Source organism: Microbulbifer maximicatervae (SeqCode), assembly GCF_052467385.1.
Map to the genome: position 1 here is coordinate 4,968,864 of NZ_CP174311.1, position 16,286 is coordinate 4,985,149.

Below are 16,286 nucleotides of genomic sequence, written 5' to 3' on the forward strand. Positions count from 1 at the left end.
CTCCCAGGGTGTTCAAACCGCTCAATCCCTAGAAAATAAATCCCCAAAGAAATCACCTTCGTACCAATATGGTTGAATGTCGGCATCGGCAACTTGCCGGGCAATCAGGTAATTTACCTGGGTAAATTGCTCAGCCGCCTCATAATTAATCTGCTCGTCCGCAGCATCCCCTGGCTTGTGGTAGCGCTCGCGGAAGAAAGCCATCTGTGCAGCAGTACCATCCACACTGGGGTCTTTTGCCTCCCTTCCGGTAATCAAGTAGATTGAGGGCACTCCGCGACGGACAAAATTGTAGTGGTCACTGCGCACGAAGATAACTTCCTCCGGCATAGGATCGGGACTGAGTTTAAGCCCGGAACGGTTTGCAGCCTCCTCCGCAACTCGCCCCAAAGATGAATGTTCAGCACCGAAAGCAATAATATCGCGGAATGGATAGAGCAGCATGGGCATATCAAGGTTGATATTGGCTACGATCGATTCCAGTGGCACCGTGGGGTACTCAGCAAAATAATCCGATCCCAGCAAACCTTTTTCCTCTGCGGTAACAGCAACGAACAGCAGTGATCTTCGAGGATTTTGCCCAGATTCAACAAAAAGACGTGCGGTTTCCAACATCACCGCGATACCGGCAGCGTTATCCTGGGCTCCGTAGTAAATCTCGCCGTCCTCTTTCTTTCCAACATGATCCAGGTGTGCGGAAAAAACAACATATTCAGCTTTCAGGAGTGGATCACTTCCCGGTAAAACGGCCACTACATTCGGGCTGGTTACGCGCTTGTGGTTAGAGCTGCTGCTCATTTTTGCACGGTAACTAAGGGGGAAGCCTTCTGGAGTTTTTCCCTGCTCGATATCGGCAAAAATACTTTCAAGACTGCGCTCAGCGCCATCAAACAGCTTGCCGCCTGCAGTGATGCTCAACATAACTCCCGGGTGCATCCCCGGGATTGCACTACCGGGCATACCAGTCTTTTTCACCCAGTCAAAAGTGTCGTCAAAACGGTGCTTCGCATAGTAGTCAAATGGGCGGCGTTTCTCCCGCTCAGGCGTATACAGGCGAACAAAACCCACAGCGCCATGTTTTGCGGCAACCTGGCGTTTGGTGCGAGGAGAGGAGTGGTGAGCCCCCACTTCACTGGGCAAGCTCTGCGGCCGGCCTGCTAACACAACGACAATCTTTCCCTGTACATCCAGGCCGTGATAGTCATTAATGCCAAAATCCGGAGCCTCAATACCGTAACCGACAAATACCAACTCGGCATTGATCTGCGAGCGCTCACTCAGTGCGGAGGGCGATGCTAGAAAGTCCTCGCCAAATTGCATGGCGATTTCATCGTTCTGGCCCTCTAAGACAAATTCAGGATCACTCCCATCCCAACTGGCACTGCGAAAAGGCACTTCCTGGAAGTAACCTTGCTCCCCTGCTGGAATCAGCCCCATCTTTTTAAATTGGCCAGCCACATACTGTGCCGCTTGGCGATAACCCTCGCTACCGGTATCGCGACCCTCTAGTTCCGCTGATGCGAGGAAATTGATATCTCTACGGATGTAATCACTATCTGCAATGGGGCCAGTGCTGTTAATGCTGGAGGTGGTACAAGCCACCAATAGTGCCATAGCCAGGGCACCCAATAGACTTTTAACTCTCATGGGGAGTGCTACTTCTCAGGAATACAAAGCGTGATTGTTGATACGGACAGGTCATTTGAAATCGCACCACTACAGGTGCTTGTGGACCGTCGAGCAATTGCCCATCTTACCACGATTTAGGGCAATCTAAGCTGAGGCCCAGTGAGCTGCGCCCTGACTGTGCTCGCTAAACTCATCTATGCAGCCTTCCCCAAACCGGGGAACGCTTGTCCAACCGCATAAGCTACTTTCTCGTAGGCATTATCCGCACAAAAATCTCCATGAGCCGCAAGAAAGTGCAAAAACGGCTGCCTTAGGATTTGTTCGAAGTCGTACTTCAACCACAGCCTGGGATTTTTATCACTTGGTGTCACCCTTGCTCTCCAGGAGGGAGCAATCTGCATACCTCGGCGGATACCAGAAAACCTCAGCAGGTTTTTCCCAAACCAGGTACATCCATTCCATGACTGCCAGTACTGCAGGGCATCACAACTGACCAGTAGTCCGCCACTAAACGGGAGCCACAATACGGCCTCTGGAAACTGACTTTGGGAAAAGACAATAAAGCGCCCCCCCGGTATTGGACAAACATCCTCCTGTCGCAACACCTTATCTGCTTTTGGCGGATAAAAATCGGAGCCGCGCTGTGTCCAAAAGGTAAGATCAAAGTGGTCTCTGTAGTAGAGATCATCACGCCCATGGTGATAGCCGAGCCGTATCGCGTGACTCACACGCCCGAGATCTTTTAACTTTTCCTCCTGCTGTGGACGCAATCTGATGGGATTAATCAAGGTAAGGTGATCCTGCCAGCGAGCGATTCCCATATTGCGATTGATAGTGACCCCCGGCGCTAGTTTGATAGTTCCGGGAACATAAAAAAAATTAGGCAACAGTTGGCGAATCTCGCCGTGGGGCTCTGTGGGGGGATAGTTGATACGCACTGGCAGGCTACATATCAGCTATATTGAACTCGATTTCGAATACCGCGCAGAATTTTTACTGCAAATTCCGCGCGCTCATCAGGGACAAAAATGTGGTCACGGTGTAGTGTGGATACCACGCTGGTATCTATTCCAGCCTCCATTAATTCCTGGGCGACCACAGGAATAACCCGCACCGCATCAAGACCAGCCAGGATCTGCAAAGTGATTTGGCGAAAGGGGGCGCTTGCGACAATATCTAATTGCCGAGCCGAACGTTGAGGCAGTATCACACTCATTCCCTCACCTTCTCGGAAGAAACACAAACTCTCTGACAAAATATCTGTAAACCGACTATCTGAAACCTGACAAAACACATAGATTTCATCGTGCAGCTTGGGATACAAAGTTCTCAATGCTCTCACTACGGATAGATCAGCTTTCATGCTTTCTTTGCCGTCTGGAAGTTTTCTCCAACCTGATTAATACGACCGGTTTCTACACGGTCGCACTGCTTTTGGATCAATCTTTTTGATTAATACCTGTCTTCAGGTGAAAATAATCCAACTCTAAAACTACTTTTCGTGGGCTCTCTATTACCCGGCAGCATATTTTAATTTGGAAAAGGTAAGATCACGCATTTTTTTAGAATTATTTTCCTAACAGAGCTGGCAGTTTAATAACTAAATCTTTTTAAGATTTTTCCTGAAGCTTAGAGAAGTCGGATTTTAGCTGGTGGAAAGTTAAAAATATATTGATGGGATTATTTCTTATTGAGAGAAGTAGACCCAATGACTGTGAGAAGTTACGGATTTCTCAGCTCTTCACCATCAAATTCCGGTTCATTGGGTGCCGGAGTTGTATCCACTTCCGACGAATCCTGTTCAACCTCCCAGCTCTTCAGCACCGCGTCAATATCCTTTTCCAGGCGTACACGGGGAAATTTGGGGCAGGGTGAATCTCTATCTGGATCATGCCATGCGGACAGGGGGGCTACAAAAACTACATAGGATTTATGCAGGCGATTTCGCCCAATACTCACTTCTGTCCATGTTGTTTGCCAGGCAAACTTTCCCCTTACCGCGTAGTCGCTTTCGTAGGATTTTAAAGTGAGAAAATAGGGGTAAATCTTCCCTCGCTTGCAAATAATTCTGCGTCCGGTCTTTATATTGGCCATTTGAGTAAATGGATCAAAATACCAATTAATATCGTATCCAAATACGAATTGCATCTCTCCATTTTGCCTTAAAAAAGCGTAGGATCTCCCAGTGCCATCGGGCTTGAGACTCCACACATGCCGCGCTTCACCATCGCGGGAAATCAGCCAGGCCCCAACCCATTGACTGGCATCGTAGCGTGATTTTGCATGCCAGCCTTCATTGAGTGTTTTTCGTTTCTCTTCACTGGCATTTGCACTTACGACAAAAATTAGCAGTGGCAGGAAGAGATAGAATTTTATCCATTCCCACCCACTACTCATCTTTTCCACGCACGGATTAAATATCGTTCGCACGGAATTAAGCTGCTAGCGACTGACAATATCCGGGCAACTTGCACCGGCCTTGGGGGTTCGCCAATCAGCCAACCGACGCTGAAAGCTCAGAAGTCCACCGCCCGCCTGCAGCCAATGACGGCCATCAATCACTGCAAAGAGGAGGGTGGCACGGCTCCAATCTCGAAATGCGACAGATACAACCCCGCCCTTACAGCGCACCGAGGTTCCCGTTTTAACTCGCACCCGGTCACCATCCAATTGCCAGTTAATGGCAAAACCATGGGTCAATAGGCCTTTGGCATTAAATCCATAGGCATATCCGGAGCCATCGGCATGCAGTTGCCACACTAATTGATCATCGCCTTCACTCACAACCAGCCAATTTCCCGCCCACTTTTGCTGGGCGGACTCCGCCGAGGCCCACATTGGTATCGCTAGGAAAATTGCTGTGACAAATGGAACAACCGGCTTGATAAAATGCCGCTTTGGTAAAAGACGCAAAAACTTCATGCGCTGCCCTACGGTATCGGCCCCAGTGCATTACAGGGGGCGGGTTATTCAAAAGACGACTGGGGAAGTCGCCAATTTTCCTTTCCGATTACGGGGCTAAAGCCTCACTTATCGGCATGAAAAAACGCTTCGGCGCTATTTTTCACATCCCTCGAAAAGTAAGGCTAGACGCAATTTACAACGGTGGCAGGTTAAACGTTAAAAATATTCAAATTTACGACAAATTCACAAAAAGAATGCCAAGTCATTTTTACCGGTAGTCCAACTATCTGGATTTTGCTTCGGAAAAATTCTTGTCTGCTCTCCACACCCGATACTTTAACTGCACGCCCTGTGGCAGATATATAACCATTGGCAACTTACTGCTATAAGGCAGCATCAAGCCATCACCGCGCACGGTGATAAATCGCCGGGATTCACTGCCTTGGGCACAGACCTTTTGCGTATCTGTGGTCGGGGTCAAGTCGGACAGGACATAAAAGGGGTAACCCCAGCCTGGGAGTATGTCCTTACGCAATGGGGCGCTAAAGCTTTGCAAGTTGCATTCCGCGACTTGGCTTTTTCCCGGTACCAACTCAACCCTGAAGCGACTTTCATCGACAACCTTGGGCAGCTTGATAACGTGACGTAACTTGCCTTCAACCTCCTCTGGAAATGCATCCAGAGGCTCAGAACCGTGACAATCCAGGGCCAGTAACAACATGAAGGCAGTGGCAACTAATTTTGACATGGTATGGCCTCACTACTGCGCCGGGAAATGGCGGACAAAACTTTTTAAAGTCTAGTTCGCTTTTGTCTTCGCAGTCCCCACCAGAGCAGCGCCCCCAAACCGATTGCCAAAGCAAACAGAGCGGCAGTCCATAGGTATCGCCCCTCCCCCATCGCAGGTGGCTCCAACTTGGAGTGGGCCAGATTGAGATCCGCCCGCAGATTTTGAAACGCGGCAATAACTTCTGTGGAACTGGCACCACCAATCAAGTCACCCCTCAATTGCTGCCATTGGACCTGAAGCTGCTCCACCAGTACCTTGTCACGAATCAGCAGCTCCTGTCGTAACGGCCTATACCCATCACGATAAGCCAGCATTAACTTACCGTATGCCGCTGTTATATCTCCTCCTCGATAGTCCGTCTCCGCCAGCTGCAGCAAGCCAATTGCGCTGATAAGAGGGGGGATCAGAGTGCGTACAAGATGGGGGTTTCCGCGCCACCACATCAATGCTTGTTGCAGAGTTGGATCAAGTTCCGCCGGTTTAGTGGTCGCCATTCCCGGCAGTCCCAGTAACCCGGGATAACGGGTCGCCAAGTCAGAAGAGGGTGGTAACTGATTCGCCACTGGAAAAGCAGCGACAGTCACCGCTAATGCCCAGCGCTGTAGGCCGGTCAGATCTCCATCAATGTCGACTGTGTGAATAGAGTCAGTTTCTGGGTCCAGGGTGTTATAAAGATCATAGAGACTGAACCCCGCCATTCTCTCAAGATCATTGAGGGCTGGGCCTTCATTACTACCCTCACCGTCGACACCGTGGCAGATGGCACACCGCTGCTGATAAACAGGCATCATAAAACCCGGCGAGGGCAAAGAGTAACTGGGTGACCGCTGCAGCTGATACAAAGCAGCAAGGCGATCGGCGATTGCATTGGCTCGACGGCGCACCTCTGCGCTGGAATCCTTATCCTCAATCGCCTTACGCAAGTCCGAGAGGCTTTTCTGCAAACCCTGCCGACCAGGCCGATCGGGGAGTTGAGTGACCAGGCGCAGTACTTCTTCTACCTGTTGCTTCTGTAGTTCATACAGAGGAGTGTCCAGTCGCTGCCCGTTCTCTACGGCGTCGCCGTAGTCTACCGCTATATAGGAGAGAAGATTGCTGGCCTGAGCGGCCACAGTATTGCTGCTTGAAGTGTCCTGGGCTGAAACAGGTGCGATTAAGCCAGCTAGGAGGGTAAACAGTAAAATCCATTTGAATCCCATTAGTGGCTTCCGGATCGGGCAAGGTTGATCGATGTTAGGAGCCTCTCGACAGATTGCGGGGCACCTTTCTTAGGGTAGAAATAAAAAACCCCGCTCGAGGCGGGGTTTCTTCAATTGGAAAGCTTAGCCGCGATCCGCTCGCTCTTTGGCAATCAGGTAATCCGCCACTTGCAGCATCAGCTCCTGGCCATTGCTCTTACCTTTATATCCGGGGAAAGAGGAACTGATGCGGTATTTACCCGCAACAACAACTTCTGGGGTACCAGTCATTTTGTAAGCGCGCTGATTGGCCATACCTTGCTTAACTTTGCTGTTGATAGCGAAGGAATTCATCAGCTTCGCAGCTTTGGCACCATCTTCACCATGCTTGTTAAACAGAGCCTCGATAGCCTTTAAGTCAGGCACCCAGTTGCGACCTTCGCGGACAGCCAGCATCTGGCGCTGAGTGTAGATGGTGTTAAAGATAGGCGTGTGCATCTTTTCCAGAACACCCATGGAATCTGCTACGTAGTAAAGACGAGCGTGTACATCCATAACCGGCTGCCAAATTGCTGGCAATTTCAGCAGCGCAACATCGCTGGGCATCTTTTCTTTCCAGCGCTCCAGAGTTGGCTCAAAAGTGAAGCAGTGGGCACAGCCGTACCAGAACATCTCAGTCACTTCGATCTTGTCGTTGCTCTTTTGTGGTACAGCCTGCGGCAATACTTCATAGTGCTGGCCCGCTTTGAACTCGCCACTTTCCTGGGCGCAGGCAACGAGGCTGAACATTACAGCAAAAACCATCGTGATCGGGGCGAGAAATGCTCTCATAAGTCTTCTCCAACTTTTATTTAGTGGTGCGAACGCCATCTAGCGGCGGGCTGTCGAGCCACTGAGGACACAATAGACAACGCAGATTATTTAAGTTCCCGGACCCTCGTGCAAGGAAACACTGCAAAAACTGCCTAGTACATCTATGGAAAGCGGCTTTATGCTCAGGCGACAGGCACAAAAAAGGCCGGTTACAGACCGGCCTCAGTGTACTCAAACCCTGTGACTATTAGTCAGTCAGGCCTGCGATATAGTTGGCCAGCGCCTTGATCTCTGCATCGGAGAGTTGCTTGGCCACGGTGCGCATAGTGCGAACTTCACCGTCATTGTTGCGGGTACCCACACGGAATGCTTTCAGCTGGGCTTCGATGTACTCTGGATACTGACCGCCCAGACGAGGGTAACCGGCCGGTGCATTGCCCAGTCCAGCAGGTGAGTGGCATCCCATACATGCGGGAACACCAGTCTCCATATTGCCACCACGGTAGATTTTACGTCCAAGCATCAGGCCGTCGACGTCCTCACCGTTGTTTAGCTTCACGGAAATAGCCTCAGATCCGGTCAGCTGCATTGGCTGCGAGGCAAAGTAAGCGGCGATATCCTGCAGGTCCTGATCGTTGAAGTTGTCCAACTGACCGATCATTTGCGGCACATCGCGGGCCTTTTTACCGTCTGGTGTACCTTTAATATCTTTAAGCTGCTTATACAGATATTTTTCGCCGAGTCCGGCAATCTTTGGAAAAGCTGGAGCAATACTGTTACCGTCTGCACCGTGGCAGGCTGCACATTGAGCGGCTTTTGCCTTGCCCGCAGCAGCGTCGCCCGCAGCCAGCGCCAAGGGCACGGCGCCCAAGCCGAAAACTAAACCGAGTGCCAGAGCAGTGTTCTTGATAATGCTGTTCATACGTCGTCCCGTTGCGCGCTGAGAGATGGCGTTTCGCACCGCCCCCGATAGTCCTGCGACGCGAAAACGGCGGCATTATATACTTGCGCGCCAAGCGAGTGTACCGAATAAACAGACTTATACGATGTCAAATTCAGAATTTAAAGCCCAACCACCAAAACTGAACTACCGTTCCATACAATTTCTCACCAGTGCCCCCACCCTGACTGAGTGTCCGGAGGACTTTGGTGCCGAGGTGGCCTTTGCCGGTCGCTCCAATGCGGGGAAGTCCAGTGCCATCAATGCGCTCACGGAAAACAACAAGTTGGCGCGTACCTCTAAAACACCGGGACGCACCCAGTTGATCAACTTCTTTCGCCTCTCCGATCAGCAGCGCCTGGTGGATCTGCCCGGCTATGGCTTTGCCAAGGTCGCCCGCAGTATGAAAGATGAGTGGCAGCGCCATCTGGCCACCTACCTTGAGAAGCGAGAGTGCCTGCGTGGACTCGTGTTACTAATGGACATTCGCCAACCCCTCAAGGAGTTCGATCTGCATATGCTCACCTGGGCAGTAGAGGCCGAGCTCCCAGTGCACATCCTGCTAACCAAGGCCGACAAGTTGAAGAACGGTCCAGCCAACAACACTCGCTTTGCCGTAGAGAAGACCCTCAAGGAGCAGGGACTCAATCACGGGGTCACTCTGCAGATCTTCTCATCGACCAAAAAAACAGGCCTGGACAAACTCGAGCGCAAGCTCAATGAGTGGCTGGAAATCCCAGAGGAAGCCGCCCCCACTGAAGATTGAACGAGCTGGGAGCCCGGGGGCAGCGCCCCCCGAGCAACACAAGCACTTCAATTTATCTCACACCGGAGAAAATTCCTAAAAGTGAACTCCGGGCACACCAGTTGCCGCTGCTATGCGCTTCTGTTCGGGGATCAGGGAGCGAAGCAGTACCCGGTGCAGCCGTCGGCGTGCCCCCGGAGTTAAACAATGCAATTCCTCTGCATGTAAGTACCTCTGCGCGAGAAGAGCGGCAAGAGTTTCTTCGTGTATGGCAATCGTCAGCAGACGGGAATTGCCATCGGTATTCATCTTTTCACTCCCCTCAGTGCACTCTGTTTCCGCCATTGATACAGGCGGATATTCTGGCTGTGGAGAACTCGCGTACCTGCTGCTGTGTCTCTCCGGGGTAGAGTGAGCTGATGCAATCCGCCGCAACCCTTTGCTTATGGCTATCGCCCAACTCGCGGGCGAGTACTGAGCTGGCGCCGGCAAGTATGTAGTTTCGAAGTTTTTCATCACCCAGCTCCCGGTAGGCAGCCATTAACCAGATAGCGCTTTCACTAAAACGCGTTGCCGAAATGGAATAAGTTGGCCACTGCTTTTCCAGAAGAAAGCTGGCCAGATCGAAGGCGCATCCCAAATAAGGTATTGCTTCGGCGTAATTGCACTCTTCAAGCAAAAGCTTGCCGCGCTCAATCCAATCGAGCCACGCCTTTTCTGCTCGATCCGTGTCAGCGGTCAACCATTGGCGATGGTTGGCACACAAGTAACGTAAATTCACCGATAACCCCCCATATTTGATTTAACTTAAAGATAATGCGAACCATTATCATTTGCAAGCGCATTCACAAGCAACTTTTGCTTTCTGCTGTGATGGAGTCATTTAATGAAATAAAAAAAGCCGGCAGATGGGGGCTGCCGGCTAGGGGACAGTGCCCTTGGGGTGGGGCACTTGTCAGACGCACCCAGGGGGACGGGTACGCCTGAGGGTTCTTTTCATCCCAAAATTTCTTTACCTGCTTCGATGGTAGGCTGAACTTTCATGCTTCCCAAGCGCATGTGTGAACCTTTAGGTTAGACCTATGCCATGCCCCAATTATGCCGGAAGTGGATAACAGGCAATGTAACCGTGGGACCCAGGGGTAACTGTGAAAAACCTCTGCGGGAGTCTTGGGGAGATCCAATCTAAGGGCCTGCTCGCCGCATACGAAAACTTAAACTAGCTGAGCAGCTCACCAAACGATTTAAGCGCTTAATTCAAAAAGGAAAGGACAGGTGCCCCGATGGATGAAATTACATAAATTCACGAAAGACATAAAAAAACCCCGGAGTTGGGGACCATCCGGGGTAGAAAAAGCTAAACGCTTTGGGGTTAGGGAGCAACAATGAACTGATTAATTGGATAGGCTCTCAAGCCCGATGGTTCCCGCTCCTTTGGTAAATAAGTGTAAACAAAATACGTGTTTTGGCGCCTCATACGTTCTTCTAAGTAAAGGCGGTCGATTTTTATCAAATTGTTAACTCAGCCACTGGCCCATTGCTGTGCAGGCGGCGAATACAATCTGCAATCAACGGCGCACAATCTATCCACTCACAGTTTCCTCGCAGCTGCGACTGAGGAAGAGAATTAGTCACCACAATTGATTCCACCGGCAAGCGCGCCATTGCTGTATGGGCATCGCGACTAAATTGTCCGTGGACACAAAACACCAAAATCCGCCTCGCTCCCGCTTTTATCACCGCGTCCACTGCCCGTGTAACTGTGTGGCCAGTAGCAAGTAAGTCATCGACGATAATGACCGTGGCATCCTTAACTTCCCCAATCAAAGTTCCCCCACTCAACAGAGCACCACTGCGATACTTCTCTACAAATGCGCTAGCTACCGGCACCCCCAACTGATCCCCAAGGGCCAAACGGAATTTTTCCGCACGCTTTATCCCTCCTTCATCTGGAGACAAAACAACCAGGGGACCGGGGTCTCCGGACAGGCGCATTCGCGCTACTTCAATCAACAGGGGGTTGGAAACCAGGTGAACGGTGCGACAGCGGAATGCGTTCTCAAAGGCCGCCAGGGAGTGAACATCCATAGTCACGACTACATCCACTCCGGCGGCTTCCAGAAAACTGGCCAGATAGCGACTCGGCAGGGGGTCGCGCAATTTGGTTCGCCGCTCTTTTCGTGCATAGCAAAGGTAGGGGATGACCGCAGTCACTCTCGCGGCACCGGCATCACGAAGCGCCCCAATGAAAAACAGGCAGCGCATAAGTTTCTGGTCAACACAGCTGCTGGTATCGGTGTAAAGGGATTGGACCAGAAAAACATCCGCCCCTTCCACATCATCCAGTGGCCGAACTTTGTGTTCGCCATCATCGAATTGACGCTCTTCATGGCGAGATACCGGTTCACCGAGACTCGCGGCGACACGTCCTGCGAAGTCTGCTCCCACATCGAGACTGAATAACTTAATGCGGCTCATAAGCTCAGTACCCTGCCTGGCGCCTCACACTCGCTAAGCGCCTTGCCCACGTTTTAATAGAAGTATGGACAGTGGAATTTAGGATCTGGAGTACTGCGGGTGTTGCAGTTGTTGCGGCTTGGGTAGATAGGGAGGGTCAGGGCTGAAAGACAGGCAAAAAAATGCCCCGGACTTGGGGGAGTACCGGGGCAAACATCTGACTTCCTTGGGGGATGATGACGCATTCCAACGATCTTGCCTTTTTAGAGGGGCTGTCGCCGGAACAGTTCCACGGAATTTCAAAAAGATTGTAAAAACGCCTAACAAAACACAAAAATTGGCATTTTATTCATCCGTACCAACAAGAGCGCGCCAAATCATTCCGAGCAGCGCGCCCTACCCTCAATTCTTAGATGGTTTCTTCAGTCAAATTAGTGCGCCTGATCCCAATCTCGGCCTTGTCCCAGATCCACAATCAGGGGAACGTGGAGTTCTGCCGCGCCTTGCATCAATTCAATAATGCCATCGGCCACAATTTCGACCTCATCCTTGGGTACTTCAAGAACCAATTCATCGTGTACTTGCATAATCATCCGGGTCGCCAGCTTCTTCTCCCTGAGCCAGCTGTCTACAGCGATCATGGCCCGCTTGATAATATCGGCGGCAGTACCCTGCATTGGCGCATTAATTGCGGTCCGCTCTGCTGCTTGGCGCTGCATGCCATTGCGTGAGTTAATTTCCGGCAGATAGAGACGGCGTCCAAACAGGGTTTCCACATAGCCCTTTTCTGCGGCCTGTGCACGGGTATCCTCCATATAGCGCAATACACCCGGGTAGCGCTCAAAGTAACGGTCGATATAAGTTTGGGCGTCAGCCCGGGGGATATCCAACTGCTTGGCCAGGCCAAAAGCCGACATGCCGTAAATCAAACCAAAGTTGATCGCTTTGGCCCGCCGGCGCTGCTCATCAGTCACCTTATCCTGAGCTACTTCAAAGACTTCTGCCGCCGTCGCGCGGTGAATATCTGCGCCTTGAGCAAATGCATCCACCAACCCTTTGTCCCCAGACAGGTGAGCCATAATACGCAGCTCAATTTGGGAGTAGTCCGCAGCGATGATCTCACTGCCACCATTGATTCTTGGGTCAACGGTGAAGGCCCGACGAATACGGCGCCCCTCCTCTGTACGAATGGGAATGTTCTGCAAGTTAGGGTCACTGGAGGACAGGCGCCCGGTAGCCGCTACTGCCTGGTGATAAGAGGTATGTACACGACCGCTACCCGGGTCGATCATCTTTGGCAGTTTATCGGTGTAGGTATTCTTCAGTTTGGCCAGGCCGCGATACTGCATTATCAGTGCGGGCAGCTCGTGGTTGTGGGCCAATTCCTGCAATACAGCTTCGGCGGTAGAGGGCGCACCTTTGGGGGTCTTCTTGATCACTGGAATCTGCAGCTTTTCAAACAGGATCGCCCCCAGCTGCTTGGTGGAGCCCAGATTGAACTCTTCGCCGGCTACTTCGTAAGCCTGCTGTTCCAGCTCTCGCATTCGCTGCTCAAGTTCAGCACTCTGCTCCGCCAACATCTTGGCATCGATATAAGCACCGTTACGCTCCATACGTGCCAGAACTGGTAGCAGGGGCATCTCAATTTCATCGAGTACCTTTACCAGAGTTGGCTCTCGCTCCAGACGCGCACTCAACTCATTGTGGAGACGCAGGGTGATATCTGCATCTTCAGCCGCATAGGGGCCCGCTTTGTCCAGCTCGATCTGGTTAAACGTCAGCTGTTTGGCGCCTTTACCGGCAATATCCTCGAAGTGAACCGTGTTCTCCCCCAGGTACTTGAGTGCGAGACTGTCCATATCGTGACGGCTGCCAGTGCTGTCCAGAACATAGGACTCCAACATGGTATCCCGTGCGATGCCGCGCAATTCAATATCGTAGTTGGCCAGGATATGACTGTCGTACTTCAGGTTCTGCCCCACCTTCTTCTGCTGTGGATCTTCCAGCAGGGGTTTGAGTTTGGCCAGTACTTCGTCAAACGGCAGTTGCTCTGGTGCACCCATATAGTCGTGGGCCAGGGGAACATAGGCTGCACGATAGGGCTCCACCGCGAAGGACACCCCCACTAATTTTGCCTGCATATAATTGAGGCTGGTGGTTTCCGTGTCGAAGGCAAAGATGTCTGAACCCTTCAGTTGTTCCAGCCAGGCATCGAACTCCGACATTTCTGTGACGATGACGTAATCGCGCTCAACGGCTTCCGCCATGGCTTCTTCAGCCTCTTCACTGGTTAGCTCTTCTAACCAGCCGCGAAATTCATTCTGCGTGAATAGCTCAACCAGTGCCTCTGTATTGGGCTCTGAATTGTGCAGTTCCTGGGGGTGATAAGGCATCTCCACATCGGTTTTGATAGTGGCGAGCTTATAGGAGAGTTCTGCCGCCTCGCGGTGCTCCGCCATCTTTTTGCCGAGGGTTTTTGAGCCACGGAACCCCAGCGGTGCAATGGCATCCAGGTCGGAATAAATGGTCTCCAAGCCTCCCAGATTCTGTAACAGTGCCAGAGCGGTTTTCTCGCCCACACCAGGAACTCCGGGGATATTGTCTGATTTATCTCCCATCAGGGCGAGAAAATCGATAATCAGTTCTGGACCTACACCAAATTTCTTAGTCACGCCCTCGCTGTCCATTTCGGTATTGGACATGGTGTTAACCAAGGTAACGCCCGGACGCACCAGCTGCGCCATGTCTTTGTCGCCGGTGGAGATTATGACTTGCTGCCCCTGACTCTGGGCCTCCAGCGCCAGGGTGCCGATCACATCATCAGCTTCAACACCATCGACCACCAAGCGCGGCAATCCCATAGCGTCGATGATGTCGTGAATGGGCTGAATCTGCTCACGCAAGTCATCTGGCATAGGAGGGCGGTGGGATTTGTATTCGGCAAACATCTCATCGCGAAAAGTCTTGCCCTTGGCATCAAAAACAACCACTACGGGACTGCCTGGATGCTCCTTGAGATGGCGGCGCAGCATACTAATCACACCGCGCACCGCACCAGTAGGCTTACCCTGGCTGGTGGTCAATGGCGGCAGCGCATGAAAAGCGCGATAAAGGTAGGAGGAACCATCCACCAAAATCAACGGGGCGGCTGAGGTGTTTTGTTTACTCATAGACGATGAATTCTTGCTTGCTTAGTTTGGCGTTCATGACGCGCGGCAGGCCGATAGGATAACGCCCTTCGCTCTGTTTTTCCGCTTACTGATTCTTTCCCGCCAGACACCGTAGGCAACCTCTGCACAAAAGCCCACTCGACTTACCCCGCCGATTAAAACTATCGGCGCATCGATCTCACCAAATCTCCAGGCTTGGCTAGTCTTGCCGGTAGCGACCTTATGCGTTCGCTACTCCCCGGAAATCAAATTGTCACAGGCTGCCCCCAGGCAGTCAGGGATCTTTTATTTCCAAAAAACTGTGCCACCCGATGTTGAAGGAAGGATTCGAAAGATGAGAGGAGTGATGCGTGCCACCCTGTTGTTTGCCGCAAGTATCTTTGCCATTTCGGCAAGTGCCGGCTCGGATTGCAGTGGAGAGCATACCGCTGAAGCCGAGGCGACTGATGAAACACACTCACAGCAGTCTGAGGTAGAAGGCCATGAATTAATACTCAGGCAAGCTATCCGTGAAAGAGAGAATGATTTGCTGGAGAGACAAAAACAGCAGCTGGAGAAACTGCAAAAAAAAGCGGAAAGAGATGCTGCCCGAGTAGAGAAACTACAGCAAATAACCAATCGTTCCTAGAAACCACCCTACCAGATCCCGCCCCCTCCCTGGGTAGGCGGGATACTTGGTGCCCTCAAGGAGCCTCTGATTTATCCTTGTTGCGGTCGGGAACCTGACTCAAGCAAGTGCGGGCTTGAGACAAGAGGGACTCTATCAATTCCCTGTAATCAGCATTTTCATTCAACTGATCTCCCAGCAGATCCAAAGCGGCGTAACGCAGCCCCAAGTTTTCTGCCAACTGTTGATCTCGTTCATTAGCCGGCATATCTCCAAATAGACAGCCGTCGCCAATCTGTGACAAATCCAGCATTGCCTTGGCACCATAGCCCCCACCACTGCCATCGCCCAGGGCATGGGTTTTCACTCCTGCGGAACCAAAAAAGTGACCATAGGCATCGTGCGTAACAACGATGGGAACTTCGCGATATCCATACAAGGCCCGATCGAGTACTTTCTGCAAGTTGGCCATCGAACTGGAAAACTGCCGTGCACGCCCCATAAACAGCTCCGCCTGCTGTGGCTGTAATTGCGCCAGGCGCTCAGCGATCTGCGCCGCAGCTATTGCCGCATTGCGGGGACGCAACCAGAGGTGGGGGTCGGTAGCACTGGCTCCCTCATATTCAAGGGTCTCTATATCCAGCAGCTGCATTTGCCGGCCCGCTGGTAACAGCGCTGCCTGTTTTGCCAACACCCCCTCCATTTGCGGCCCCAGCCACACCAATAGTAGGGCGCGCTCAAGTGCAGCCCGATCGGAAACCGAAGGGGCATAATGGTGAGGATCTGCTCCCTCAACCAGCACCCGAACAGGAATATCCTCACCGGTTATTTCCCGGGCGATCAGGGCTAAAGGGCGCACGCTGACGACCAGCTCTCCACCACTATCGGATTCCGGTTTGCTACAAGCCGGGAGAAAGAGCCCGAACAGAAGCACCGTGGAGATTGTAAAAAGACGTTTGAAGGGATACATCAGAGACATTAGGCGGCGAAAAATTGCGATATAATCACAACCAGCGCCAAGCTGCCAGCCTGGTTGTCCATATCCGGTAAAGA

Annotated in this window: 16 protein-coding genes; 2 read left to right on the plus strand and 14 right to left on the minus strand. The window is 51.8% G+C overall.

Annotated elements, in window-relative coordinates; all coding sequences use genetic code 11:
• Nucleotides 1–21: 21 nt before the first annotated feature.
• The 9 genes from ACJJIR_RS21285 to ACJJIR_RS21325 all read right to left on the minus strand — a co-directional run bounded on the left by ACJJIR_RS21285 (nucleotide 22) and on the right by ACJJIR_RS21325 (nucleotide 8,236).
• A complete protein-coding gene (locus ACJJIR_RS21285) occupies nucleotides 22–1,647 on the minus strand; it encodes a M28 family metallopeptidase (protein ID WP_444906747.1) in 1,626 nt (541 codons plus the stop codon).
• Nucleotides 1,648–1,823: 176 nt separating this feature from the next.
• On the minus strand, nucleotides 1,824–2,567 hold the full coding sequence (locus ACJJIR_RS21290) for a hypothetical protein (RefSeq protein ID WP_444906748.1): 744 nt from the start codon (nucleotides 2,565–2,567) through the stop codon (nucleotides 1,824–1,826).
• 14 nt (nucleotides 2,568–2,581) lie between these two features.
• Nucleotides 2,582–2,992, minus strand: a complete 411-nt coding sequence (locus ACJJIR_RS21295; RefSeq protein ID WP_444906749.1) for an ACT domain-containing protein — start codon at nucleotides 2,990–2,992, stop codon at nucleotides 2,582–2,584.
• A 359-nt stretch (nucleotides 2,993–3,351) separates the two neighbouring features.
• Entirely contained in the window at nucleotides 3,352–4,026 is a 675-nt protein-coding gene (locus ACJJIR_RS21300; protein WP_282930497.1) for a hypothetical protein, read from the minus strand.
• 45 nt (nucleotides 4,027–4,071) lie between these two features.
• The gene (locus ACJJIR_RS21305) at nucleotides 4,072–4,551 is read right to left on the minus strand and encodes a hypothetical protein (protein ID WP_282930498.1); all 480 of its coding nucleotides are present in this window, start codon (nucleotides 4,549–4,551) and stop codon (nucleotides 4,072–4,074) included.
• 265 nt (nucleotides 4,552–4,816) lie between these two features.
• A complete protein-coding gene (locus ACJJIR_RS21310) occupies nucleotides 4,817–5,281 on the minus strand; it encodes an ecotin family protein (RefSeq protein ID WP_444906750.1) in 465 nt (154 codons plus the stop codon).
• A 44-nt stretch (nucleotides 5,282–5,325) separates the two neighbouring features.
• Nucleotides 5,326–6,522 carry a biotin/lipoyl attachment domain-containing protein gene (locus tag ACJJIR_RS21315; RefSeq protein WP_444906751.1) on the minus strand — a complete coding sequence of 399 codons (1,197 nt, stop codon included), beginning with the start codon at nucleotides 6,520–6,522 and terminating at the stop codon, nucleotides 5,326–5,328.
• Between the two features lie 123 nt (nucleotides 6,523–6,645).
• Nucleotides 6,646–7,332, minus strand: coding sequence for a thiol:disulfide interchange protein DsbA/DsbL (locus ACJJIR_RS21320; RefSeq protein WP_413663932.1), 687 nt, complete (start codon nucleotides 7,330–7,332; stop codon nucleotides 6,646–6,648).
• A 229-nt stretch (nucleotides 7,333–7,561) separates the two neighbouring features.
• Nucleotides 7,562–8,236 (minus strand): c-type cytochrome, encoded by a 675-nt coding sequence (locus tag ACJJIR_RS21325; protein ID WP_444906752.1) that lies wholly within the window; start codon nucleotides 8,234–8,236, stop codon nucleotides 7,562–7,564.
• A 124-nt stretch (nucleotides 8,237–8,360) separates the two neighbouring features.
• Between ACJJIR_RS21325 and yihA the strand changes: the two genes are divergently transcribed.
• A complete protein-coding gene (yihA, locus tag ACJJIR_RS21330) occupies nucleotides 8,361–9,020 on the plus strand; it encodes a ribosome biogenesis GTP-binding protein YihA/YsxC (RefSeq protein WP_444906753.1) in 660 nt (219 codons plus the stop codon).
• A gap of 75 nt (nucleotides 9,021–9,095) precedes the next feature.
• Here the strand turns inward: yihA and ACJJIR_RS21335 are convergent, their stop codons facing one another.
• From ACJJIR_RS21335 to polA, 4 genes are all read right to left on the minus strand, one after another.
• Nucleotides 9,096–9,308 (minus strand): hypothetical protein, encoded by a 213-nt coding sequence (locus ACJJIR_RS21335; RefSeq protein WP_444906754.1) that lies wholly within the window; start codon nucleotides 9,306–9,308, stop codon nucleotides 9,096–9,098.
• Nucleotides 9,309–9,321: 13 nt separating this feature from the next.
• Nucleotides 9,322–9,780, minus strand: a complete 459-nt coding sequence (locus ACJJIR_RS21340) for a hypothetical protein (RefSeq protein ID WP_444906755.1) — start codon at nucleotides 9,778–9,780, stop codon at nucleotides 9,322–9,324.
• Nucleotides 9,781–10,508: 728 nt separating this feature from the next.
• Entirely contained in the window at nucleotides 10,509–11,477 is a 969-nt protein-coding gene (locus tag ACJJIR_RS21345; protein ID WP_413663927.1) for a ribose-phosphate diphosphokinase, read from the minus strand.
• Between the two features lie 410 nt (nucleotides 11,478–11,887).
• Entirely contained in the window at nucleotides 11,888–14,626 is a 2,739-nt protein-coding gene (polA, locus tag ACJJIR_RS21350; RefSeq protein ID WP_444906756.1) for a DNA polymerase I, read from the minus strand.
• A 334-nt stretch (nucleotides 14,627–14,960) separates the two neighbouring features.
• Between polA and ACJJIR_RS21355 the strand changes: the two genes are divergently transcribed.
• Nucleotides 14,961–15,254: a hypothetical protein gene (locus tag ACJJIR_RS21355; RefSeq protein ID WP_444906757.1), complete on the plus strand. Its 294-nt coding sequence runs from the start codon at nucleotides 14,961–14,963 to the stop codon at nucleotides 15,252–15,254.
• A 55-nt stretch (nucleotides 15,255–15,309) separates the two neighbouring features.
• Here ACJJIR_RS21355 and ACJJIR_RS21360 read toward each other — a convergent pair whose 3' ends face one another.
• On the minus strand, nucleotides 15,310–16,212 hold the full coding sequence (locus tag ACJJIR_RS21360) for a metal ABC transporter substrate-binding protein (RefSeq protein ID WP_444906758.1): 903 nt from the start codon (nucleotides 16,210–16,212) through the stop codon (nucleotides 15,310–15,312).
• Between the last annotated feature and the right edge of the window lie 74 nt (nucleotides 16,213–16,286).